The organism is Vreelandella sp. 2A-K22 (genome assembly GCF_054065485.1).
The window spans coordinates 189913-199264 of sequence record NZ_JBSUGC010000012.1 but is presented as its reverse complement, the minus strand read 5'-3'; the positions used below and the strand labels follow the sequence as shown (position 1 = coordinate 199264).

General features: G+C 59.3%; 10 protein-coding genes. 4 read left to right on the top strand and 6 right to left on the bottom strand.

Going from position 1 to position 9352, the window contains the following annotated elements; genetic code table 11:
- Positions 1-346 precede the first annotated feature (346 nt).
- Both ACW17M_RS17085 and ACW17M_RS17080 read left to right on the top strand, forming a co-directional pair.
- Complete coding sequence (locus ACW17M_RS17085) at positions 347-1354, top strand: GlxA family transcriptional regulator (protein WP_457547838.1); 1008 nt, start codon at positions 347-349, stop codon at positions 1352-1354.
- Entirely contained in the window at positions 1345-2508 is a 1164-nt protein-coding gene (locus ACW17M_RS17080) for an MFS transporter (protein ID WP_457547837.1), read from the top strand. Before ACW17M_RS17085 ends, ACW17M_RS17080 begins: the two co-directional genes overlap by 10 nt.
- Here the strand turns inward: ACW17M_RS17080 and ACW17M_RS17075 are convergent.
- From ACW17M_RS17075 to ACW17M_RS17055, 5 genes are read right to left on the bottom strand one after another with little or no spacing between them, the layout of a single operon-like run.
- Positions 2505-2951 carry a phosphatase domain-containing protein gene (locus tag ACW17M_RS17075; protein ID WP_400670301.1) on the bottom strand — a complete coding sequence of 149 codons (447 nt, stop codon included), beginning with the start codon at positions 2949-2951 and terminating at the stop codon, positions 2505-2507. The two genes, ACW17M_RS17080 and ACW17M_RS17075, sit on opposite strands and share 4 nt — an antisense overlap.
- Positions 2939-4030, bottom strand: a complete 1092-nt coding sequence (locus ACW17M_RS17070; protein ID WP_457547836.1) for an MBL fold metallo-hydrolase — start codon at positions 4028-4030, stop codon at positions 2939-2941. Before ACW17M_RS17070 ends, ACW17M_RS17075 begins: the two co-directional genes overlap by 13 nt.
- Positions 4027-5118, bottom strand: coding sequence for an ABC transporter ATP-binding protein (locus ACW17M_RS17065; protein WP_457547835.1), 1092 nt, complete (start codon positions 5116-5118; stop codon positions 4027-4029). Before ACW17M_RS17065 ends, ACW17M_RS17070 begins: the two co-directional genes overlap by 4 nt.
- Positions 5106-6818: an ABC transporter permease gene (locus tag ACW17M_RS17060; protein ID WP_457547834.1), complete on the bottom strand. Its 1713-nt coding sequence runs from the start codon at positions 6816-6818 to the stop codon at positions 5106-5108. The genes ACW17M_RS17065 and ACW17M_RS17060 overlap by 13 nt, the downstream gene beginning before the upstream one ends.
- 2 nt (positions 6819-6820) lie before the next feature.
- Entirely contained in the window at positions 6821-7825 is a 1005-nt protein-coding gene (locus tag ACW17M_RS17055) for an ABC transporter substrate-binding protein (RefSeq protein WP_180089979.1), read from the bottom strand.
- Positions 7826-7959: 134 nt separating this feature from the next.
- Between ACW17M_RS17055 and ACW17M_RS17050 the strand changes: the two genes are divergently transcribed.
- Together ACW17M_RS17050 and ACW17M_RS17045 are read left to right on the top strand one after the other, a co-directional pair.
- Positions 7960-8712: a DeoR/GlpR family DNA-binding transcription regulator gene (locus tag ACW17M_RS17050; RefSeq protein WP_457547833.1), complete on the top strand. Its 753-nt coding sequence runs from the start codon at positions 7960-7962 to the stop codon at positions 8710-8712.
- A gap of 64 nt (positions 8713-8776) precedes the next feature.
- Positions 8777-9043 (top strand): DksA/TraR family C4-type zinc finger protein, encoded by a 267-nt coding sequence (locus ACW17M_RS17045; RefSeq protein WP_457547832.1) that lies wholly within the window; start codon positions 8777-8779, stop codon positions 9041-9043.
- Positions 9044-9053: 10 nt separating this feature from the next.
- On the opposite strand, the gene ACW17M_RS17040 is transcribed toward ACW17M_RS17045, so the two are convergent.
- Positions 9054-9338 carry a YrhK family protein gene (locus ACW17M_RS17040; RefSeq protein WP_457547831.1) on the bottom strand — a complete coding sequence of 95 codons (285 nt, stop codon included), beginning with the start codon at positions 9336-9338 and terminating at the stop codon, positions 9054-9056.
- Between the last annotated feature and the right edge of the window lie 14 nt (positions 9339-9352).

Here is a 9352-nt window from a genome sequence, read left to right as displayed (position 1 = left end):
TGGTGCTGGCGTTTACGGACTCCGACGAACACCAACAACTCAGCCGTCCAGACGTGGATAATTATCTGGATCCAGCCAACCTGATAGGCGTTGAAACGGACCTTGAGTCCTACCTGTTCGGCTAGGGTCATGGACTAACCCCACGGCACCGCCACTAAGTGGCGGTGCCGTGGGTTGATTATGGCTAACGACGAGTAAAACAACTTTTGCTTAGGGAATGCCTTGAGCGAAAGCTTTGTAACTTTTTAGATGTGTCTATATTGGTGGGGTAATCGTCCTTGCCGACATAAGCCGCAGCGCTGACACTCTCTCTAATGCTTCGATTCCCCCTTAGCGGAGAGAGACTGTGACTCGCCATGTTGCTCTATTTGCCTACCCCGACTGCCAACTGCTGGATGTCAGCGGCCCCTGGCAGGTGTTCGCCAGCGCCAATGCGCTAAGCCCCCAGCCGTTGTATCAGTTGACCCTGGTCGCCGATGCCGTCGGCCCGGTTGTCACCAACGGCGGCCTAGCCGTACATGCTACGCACACCTACCATCAACTTACTCATTTACTGCCCCTGGATACGCTGTTGGTGGCGGGCGGCAGTGGCGTGATGCAGCAGCGTGAAATAGCCGCAGTAACGCGGGTGCTTTGTGAGGTCGCCCCAGAGGTGAGGAGGCTCGGCTCTATCTGCTCCGGGGCATTTTTGTTAGCCGCTGCAGGGTTGCTGGATGGCTGCCGCGTTACCACTCACTGGCGCCATGCACCTCAACTGGCGGATGAGTACCCCGCGCTTAGTGTCGAGCCCGATGCGCTCTATATCGAAAGCAACGGTCGCTACACCAGCGCCGGTGTAACGGCGGGGATTGATTTGGCGCTTTCGCTGGTAGAGGCAGATCACGGTGCTGATCTAGCCGGTCGAGTGGCCCGTGAGCTAGTGGTATTTTTGCAGCGCCCTGGTGGGCAGTCGCAGTTCAGCGAGATACTGCGACACCAACAAGAGGCAGGGCCGCTGCGCCGCTTGCTGGATCAGCTCCACGCCGACCCTAGCGTAGATCACGGGCTTGAGAGCATGGCCGACCTGATGGCGGTCTCCCCGCGCCATTTAACCCGGCTATTTAGGCGCTACTTAAATACCACCCCCGGTGCTTATCTGACCCAACTACGCCTTGAGCAAGCGCGCCTGGCGCTGCTCAACGGTCGCGAAAACGTATCCCTCGAGCGCCTGGCACAACGCTGGCGGCTGGGCGGCGCGGAGCAACTGCGCCGCCAGTTTCAGCGCTACTACGGCGTATCGCCCTCGGTATATCGCCAGCGCTTTGCGTCTTCCCATACAGATGATTCTATTCAGGAGAGCGTTTCATGCCTTTAACCGTCACCCTATTGTCGCTCTGCCAGGCGCTACTGGTTACCGGTAATGTTTTGCTGATTGCCGTCTCGCCGCTGATTGGGGCGTCTTTGGCACCAAGTGCGTCATGGTCGACCGCGCCGGTCGCCACCCAGTGGCTGGGGCTGATGTGTGCCACCATTCCCGCCTCGTTAATTATGGCCAGGCTGGGCCGAAAGCGCGGCTTTATACTGGGCAATCTTTTGGGATTGGTGGGTGCACTGGTCGCCGTGCAGGCGTTGATTGGCGAGCGCTTTGGGCTGTTCTTGCTGTCGACCTGGCTAATCGGAATCGGCATTGGCTTTGGCCAGCTCTATCGCTTTGCCGCGGTGGAAGCCGCCCCCGCGCCGATGCGTGACCGGGCGATTGGTTTGGTGATGGGTGGTGGTGTGCTGGCCGCGTTTGCCGGGCCATGGCTAGCCAGGGTGAGCCGTGAGCTGGGTGAAGTGCCGTTTCTGGGCAGCTTTGTAGGCTTGGCAGCGCTCTACGCACTGGCGTTAGTGGTGCTGATGCTGACGCAACTACCGCCTGCTTCCCGCACCCACGGCGAAGGCAATGCACTGCCGCTGGGTAAGATACTCCGCCAGTCTGGATTTATTGTGGCGGTGAGCGCGGCGATGGTCGGATACGGCGTGATGAATCTGGCCATGACCGCCACGCCGCTCGCCATGGCGGGGGCGGGGCACCACTTTAACCACGTTTCAATGACCATTCAGTGGCACGTGGTGGCGATGTTTTTACCCTCGTTCTTTACTGGCCATTTGGCCACCCGCTTCGGCGCCAAGCAAGTCATTGTGGCAGGCTGCCTGCTGCTGGTGGCAAGTGCCTTGGTCGCTCAGTTGGGGATCAGTTTAGCCGGTTTCAACGTGGCGCTGATTTTGCTGGGCTTGGGCTGGAACTTTACCTTTTTGCCCGCCACCGGGCTGCTCACTGAGAGCTACCGCCCGGTGGATAAAGCGCGCACCCAGGCCGCCAACGAGTTTTTAGTCTTTGGCACCGCCGCTATCACTGCGTTGCTCGCTGGGCCCTTGGTCAGTGGATTGGGCTGGGCGACACTTAACCTAGTGTTGATCCCTATCTCGCTGGTGCCCTTGGCGGTGCTGGTGTGGCAGCACCGAACCAAGCTGGCAAACGCTTAAAAATCCCCCGGCGCGCACTGTAGGCAAGTAAGCCCGAGCGCGCGCCACTGGGCGACCACGGCATCACGGTCATCCAGCACCAGCCAAGGCGCAAAGCCGTCGCTGCGCATTTGATTGAGTAGCGCGGCTTTCACCTCTTCATCATCTATATGGTCATCACCCTCAGGGCGCAGGTACATGGCATCAAAAGGGATAGTGTGGCGCTCTAACCAGCGCTGGGTATGCTCACGATGGCTATCCGGGCGGCCGCTGCAAATCACGATCTGCTGGCCTTGGGCCTTCAGTATCTTGACCAGCTTGGCCACCGCTTCGATCACCGGGGCTTCGGCCATATGGGCAAAGAAGGGCTCCCACTGTTTTTGGCTGCCCAGCACCCAGTCACTGACCTGGTGGGGGTGAAACTCGGCTAAGGTGCCGTCGACATCAACAATTACTGCGGACATGCAAAACTCCCTAAACTGGAACGGGTGACTAGACGTGAAGGAGCATATAAACGCTGGGCAGTGCAGAGACGCTCGCCTAGCAGTCCATGCCACGCGCTTAATGCGTTATCGCTAAAAGGGGTAAATAGCGGCACCACTTGAGTGGCGCCCAACTGATCGGCAAGCGCCACCAGATGTGACGCGCGCAGGTGAACATTCCAGCGCTGCCAGCTGATTTGGCCTGCCGCTAGCTCGGCGCGGCGATCAGGGGTCAGATAACCGGTGTGGAGCAGGTGGTGGTCGGGCCACTGTTCCGGCGTATCGCTGCGATCGCACATCAACATAAGGGTTGGCGAGTAAGCGTTTTGCCGCGCTAACAGCGAGCGAATCGAGGGGTCGAGCCCAGGCCGACGCAGTGTGGCAGGCAGTGCCAAGAGCGCGGCCAGGTTGTCGCGAATCACCGGGTCGATGGCGAGCGTTAACTGCCGCCGGTCAGCCTCTTTCGCCAGCCAGAGTGCCATCTCCAGGGCGCGGCCGGTTTCCGGCACCGGAAATGCCAGCGGCTGATCAAGGCGCTCACTAATAGCCTGAACACAGTACGCTTGGGGCTGGTCGTAACTGCCGTAGGAGGCATCCAGTAGTGCAATAGCCGCTTCCGGCGGGGTATCAAAAGGAAACACAGACGACTCAAAGCAGGCGTCGCCGCTATAGAGTACGCCGTTGCCAACGGCTAAATGTAACCATACACCACCTAGCGAGTGCCCCGCCTGGCCGGTGGTAACGGTGATGCCTTCCACCTCTAGCGTGCCGCGTTCGGGCAGTGGGTGCCAGGGGCGGTTGTGAGGCAAGGCCTTGGCTACCAGCGGTGTGCAATAAAGTGGCACGTTCTCCGCTAGCTCGGCCACGCCGCCGATATGGTCGATATGGTCATGGCTGATCAGTACGGCATCCACATCCAGGTTGTTCGCCCAAGTAATGGTGTCATCCGAGTGGAGTGCACCGCCTGCATCTAGCAGTAGGCGTTTTCCCTGGGCTTCTACCACTATCGCGGCAGGCCCTTTGGCGCCTAAACCACTGAGAATCTCGATAGTGACACTCATTGGTCGGGCTCCAGGCACCAGCCCTGCTGAAGGTCGACGGCAACCTGGCTACCCAGGTCAGGCGCGGTGTGGTGGTAGGCCAGCAGTGTTTCCCCACTGGGCAGGCGCAGTGTGAGCTCATAGCGCTCGCCGCGGAAAATCACGTTTTCCACCTGTGCGGCAAGCTGGTTATGAGTGGGAGTTGCGGAGGAAGCGGTTGCTGCGCTGATCTGAATATGTTCCGGGCGCACCAGCACGCTTTGGGTTCGTTCGGACTCGATGGCGTTCAGCCCGCGCATCAGGGCAGCGCCCTCAAGGAGCTTCCCTGGGTGACCGGCGGCGACCTTTAATTGGCTGCCCTGGCCGATAAAGCCCGCTACCCAGGCGGTTCTCGGCTGCCTGTAAAGGGTTTCAGGGGCGCCCCACTGAACCAGCTTGCCCGCTTTCATCACGGCGATTTTGTCCGCCAGCGCCATGGCTTCGGTTTGGTCGTGGGTGACATAGACCAGCGTGGCGCCAGTGCGCTGGTGAAAATCGCGGAAGCTGTGCTCCATGGTGGCGCGCAGGTGCCGATCAAGGTTGGCCAATGGCTCATCCAGCAGTACCACTGAAGGGTCGCTGACCAGGCAGCGCGCGAGAGCGACGCGCTGGCGCTGTCCGCCGCTAAGGGCCTGGGGCATGCGATCGGCGTAGGCATCGAGCTCCACCAGGGCCAGGGCCTGCTGCACCTTTTGGTGATACGCCGCCCCGCGCAGGCCACGCAGTTTGACCGGGTAGCCGACGTTGTCCGCCACGCTCATATGCGGCCAAAGCGCATAGGACTGGAACACCATGGCCATATTGCGCTGCTCGGGAGGCACATGGGTATCGGCGCTGGCCAGGGTGCGATTGGCTAATTGAATCGTGCCGTCGTTGACGGTTTCAAAGCCTGCCAGCATGCGTAGCATGGTGGTTTTGCCACAGCCACTGGGGCCGAGCAGAGCGACAAACTCGCCTGGATTGATCGTCAGCGACAGCGCATCAACGGCCGTCTGTTCGCCAAAGCGCTTGGTAACACGATCGATCGATAGCCCTGCACTAGATGGCACTGCCATGCCTAACTCTGCCATGGAATGACTCCTTTAGGTAAACGCGGCGCCAGTAAACTGAGTGTCAGCATCAGCGAGGCGACCATGATCACCACCAGCACTGACACCGCAGAGGCCAGCACGCTTTCGCCGCCTTCGTCGAGGTTGAAAATCAGCACGCCGAGGGTTTCGTTACCGGCGCTCCAGAGCAGGGCTGACACGGTCAGTTCGTTGACCGCCAGCAGAAACACCAGCAGGCCGCCTGCGAACAGCGCGGGCGCCACCAGGGGTAAAATAATGCTGCCCAGGCGTCGCCAGGGGCCTGCCCCCGCGAGCTGTGCCGCCTCTTCAAGGGAAGGATCCAGCTGCGCCAGGCTGGCGGCGACAGGCTTAACGCAGACCACTAGAAAGCGCGCCAGGTAAGCGATAAAAATCAGCCCCAGGGTGCCGTAGAGCGCCACATTGATAATCGGCAGCGGGCGAACAAAGAGCAGAATGCAGGCAATGGCCAATACCACACCGGGAAGCGCATAGGGAATCTCAATGGCACTGAGTACCACACCCCGCCAACGCTCCGGCAGGCGCTGTAGCCGGTAAGCCAATGGCAGACTGAGCAGCATCAGCACCACCGCCGCGCTGCCCGCTAGCCACAGACTGTTGTTCACCGCTCGCCATGTGGCGCCTTGGCGACCCACCACTTCGGCGTAAGCGTTCAGGGTGGCGGTCTCGGCGTTTAATGGCACGCCCATGGCGGGTACCAGCGAGCTGATGATCAGGGCAAGCAGCGGCGCGACCAGAATAATCAGTAAGATCCCGACGAGCGTGGCGGTCACCAGCGAGCGCCAGCTTCCCAGGGTGAAATCATGGGAGCGCCCACTATGGCCGCCCAGCCCGAAGCGGCTGCGATTCATCAATTGCTGCTGCAACGCCACCCCGGCCAATGCCAGTAAACCAATCAGCAAGGAGAGCGCAGCCATCTCTGCCAACACCCCTGTGCCAAAGTTGGCCATACGCTGGTAGATCAGTGTGGGCAGCACGTAATAGCCTGCGGGAATACCCAGCATGGCGGGGATGCCGAAGTTGCCGAGACTAGAGATAAACGCCATCGCGCCCCCGGCGATCAAGCCGCTACGGGTCACGGGTAGAATAATATGACCCCACACTTGGGTTTGTTTGGCGCCGCTAATGCGAGCGGCTTCAATAAGCTCTCGGGGTAGCGAAAGCAGGCTGGTGCGCAGGGCTAAAAACACCAGCGGTGCGCTCTGGATGCCCAGCAGTAAGGCGATACCTTTAGCGGAGTAGAGTGGTTGCGGGCTGCCCAGTGGTGGCGCCAAGCCAATGCTTTTCAGTAGCGGGCTGGCCGGGCCAAAGAGCTGCAGCCAGCTCAAGGCGGTAACCTGGGGCGGAATCATCATCGGCAGCATAAAGCAGAACACCAGCCACGCTTTGCCACGCACATTGGTGAGCGTGATGGCAAAGGCGAATAGACTGCCCAGCACCAGAGCGATCAGCATGCCGAGCCCCGAGGTATACAGGCTATGCCAGAGTGCTCGCCAAGTGCTGGCACTACTGAGCACCTGCCACAGCGGTGACTGGCGGCCCTGAGCAAGATCGCTCAACGCCTCCATCAGCAGACGCAGGCTGGGTGCCAGGCTCAGCAGTACAATGGCGATCAGCAGGCTTGAAAGCAGCCAGCGGTGCTGGCTGCCGTACTTATTGTCATAGTTGAGAGCGGGCGTCATGATTACCCGCCGAAGAGGTCGCTAAAACGCTGTTTGAGTTCTTCTTCCTGCGCCAATGCCTGCTCGGTATCAACCGGCATCAGGGTAATGCTATTGCGCTCGGGGAAGCCTTCCGGCGGGGTAACGTCGTTGTGAGCAGGCAAGTAGCCCTGCTGGCTGACCAGCTCCTGGCCCTGCTGGGAGAGCACAAAATCAACAAACTTTTGCGCGGCCTCGACATTCTCTGCACCTTGCATAATGGCGACCGGCTCGGTCACCGCGCTCACGCCCTCTTCCGGGAACACGAATTCGACCGGCGAGCCTTTGGCAGCTTCACGAATTGGCAGGAAATCCACCACGATGCCGTAGGGCTTGGTGCCCGCGGCCACGGCGTTAAATACGCCCCCATTGCCGCCCTGGGCTTCGGTGCGGTTTTCATGAAGCGCTTCGTAATACGCCATGCCAAGGTCAGGGTTGGCAGTGATCGCCGCCATATGGATCAGTGCCGCGCCGGAGTAAAGCGGACTAGGCATGGTGACCAACCCTTCGTAGTCAGGCCCCAGCAGGTCTTGCCAGCTCTGCGGCTGATGCTCGGCGCCGGTGTTATAGACAATCCCGGTGGTGATCAGCTTGGTGCCGTAGTAGTAGCCTTCTGGGTCATACAGGTCGGCGTCATAGGCCTGGCGCTCATCGCTTAGGTAAGGCTGTAAATGGCCCTCTTGCTTAAGTGATTCCATGGTCATGCTGTCGGCAATCAGCAGCACGTCAGGGTTGCTCACCCCGGCTGAAAGCTCCGAGCGCAGCCGGGTCATCAAGCGCGTGGTACCGTCGCGTACCCACTCCACTTCAATGTCGGGATAGGCTGCTTCAAAGGCGTCAACGGTTTGCTGTGCATCGCTATTGGGCTGGCTGGTGTAGAGCGTTAGCGTTTCGTTCGCCGCTACCTGAGCCGAAAGGGAAAAGCTGGCTACCGCAACGGCAGCAGTAAGGGCAGATGTCGGAATAGATAACAGGGGGCGCTTCAACATGGGTAAACCTCCAGTGAGTGAACCCCACCTAAGCTACTGTCATCTGCTTACAACAAAGTGACACTATGCTTTCGTTCAACATTTTGTGGCTTTCGTTTGCCGCACTTTTTGCTTTCGTTGTGCCAAGAGGGGCTATGCGCCAGTTCGAACGTCGACAACAGCTGTTACAGCGAATCCACTCACAAGGGCGCCAATCGGTAGACAGCCTGGCAGGCGAGTTTGGGGTTTCTGTGCAAACCCTGCGTGGGGATATTCGCCACCTGGCTGATAAAGGCCTGGTGCTGCGCCGCCAAGGGGAGGTGCTGCCGTTTCCCGAGCAGGAAAATATCGGCTACGACCAGCGTCAGATCGTTAACGTGGCGGGTAAACGGCAGATCGCGGCGCGGGCAGCGAGCTTGGTACAGGATCATCAAGCACTGTTCTTAGGCACGGGCACCACGGTTGAGCAGTTGGCCGATGCGCTGAGTGATAAGCAAGGCCTGCATATCATGACCAATAACCTGCATGCGCTGATTAAGCTGTGCCAGTTGAAGTGTGAGTTAGTGGTGGCGGGCGGACGAGTGCGTCGTCGTGACCAGGATGTGATTGGCGGCGATGCCTGGCGCTTTTTTCAACGCTACCGTGCCGATGTGGGGATTGTGTCGGTGGGGGGAATGGATAGCCATGGCCAGCTTTATGACTACAACGACGACGAAGTGATGGCCCGTGAGGCGCTGTTGGCCCATGCCGGTTATCGCGTGTTAGTGCTGGATAAAACCAAGTTCGACCTGCCACTACGCTGCGCCGCGGGTCAACTGGGTGATTATGATGCCGTAGTGACCGATGTACCGCTGCCAGACAGACTACGCAGCCCTTTGGCTGCCCAAGGCGTTCGGTTTTTGGGCTAACGGTGCACGCTTCTCGTTACTGCTATGCTGATAGATTGCTAATGCCGAAGCGAGGAGTGCGATTATGGCAGGTGGATGGGCAAAAGATGGCGCCGAACAAGAGCAGATGGAGAGCACGTTAGAAGATGCGGTGCAGCGAGCTCGTAGTCAGTTGCCCCGTGGTGAGAGTCTTGACGTTTGTGAAGAGTGTGGCGACCTGATTCCCGAAGCGCGCCGCAAGGCCATTCCGGGGGTGCGGCTCTGTGTGGCCTGTCAAAGTGAACGGGACAAGCAGCAGTCGGGCTTTAGTGGCTATAACCGCCGCGGTAGCAAAGACAGCCAGCTGCGTTGAACGCAGCTTTCTAAGCGTCGTGGTCGGTGTCCGGTAACTGCTTAAAATAGACGTAGCGGTGAAGACGAATCGCTGGGCGAATCAGCAGTTGGATGCTACCTATCACAAACAGCCACACGCCGACAGTTTGAACCGCACCCTGGTAAAAAAAGCAGACACTGCCGATCGTAAACCAAATGCCCAGCATAAAGTCGTTGATCATGCTAAGCACCTCATAGCGTTGGTGCACAACGAGTTCGCGATGCCCAATGATGAAAGTCCAGTCGTTAGTCACCGGATCCTGTTGGCGCTGCATCATTAGTCTCCTGG

Bases quoted from the DNA above. Each gene is read 5' to 3' on its own strand.
- ACW17M_RS17070 (WP_457547836.1), bottom strand. From the start codon at position 4,030: ATGAGTGTCACTATCGAGATTCTCAGTGGTTTAGGCGCCAAAGGGCCT.
- ACW17M_RS17080 (WP_457547837.1), top strand. From the start codon at position 1,345: ATGCCTTTAACCGTCACCCTATTGTCGCTCTGCCAGGCGCTACTGGTT.
- ACW17M_RS17055 (WP_180089979.1), bottom strand. From the start codon at position 7,825: ATGTTGAAGCGCCCCCTGTTATCTATTCCGACATCTGCCCTTACTGCT.
- ACW17M_RS17045 (WP_457547832.1), top strand. From the start codon at position 8,777: ATGGCAGGTGGATGGGCAAAAGATGGCGCCGAACAAGAGCAGATGGAG.
- ACW17M_RS17075 (WP_400670301.1), bottom strand. From the start codon at position 2,951: ATGTCCGCAGTAATTGTTGATGTCGACGGCACCTTAGCCGAGTTTCAC.
- ACW17M_RS17060 (WP_457547834.1), bottom strand. From the start codon at position 6,818: ATGACGCCCGCTCTCAACTATGACAATAAGTACGGCAGCCAGCACCGC.
- ACW17M_RS17040 (WP_457547831.1), bottom strand. From the start codon at position 9,338: ATGCAGCGCCAACAGGATCCGGTGACTAACGACTGGACTTTCATCATT.
- ACW17M_RS17065 (WP_457547835.1), bottom strand. From the start codon at position 5,118: ATGGCAGAGTTAGGCATGGCAGTGCCATCTAGTGCAGGGCTATCGATC.
- ACW17M_RS17050 (WP_457547833.1), top strand. From the start codon at position 7,960: ATGCGCCAGTTCGAACGTCGACAACAGCTGTTACAGCGAATCCACTCA.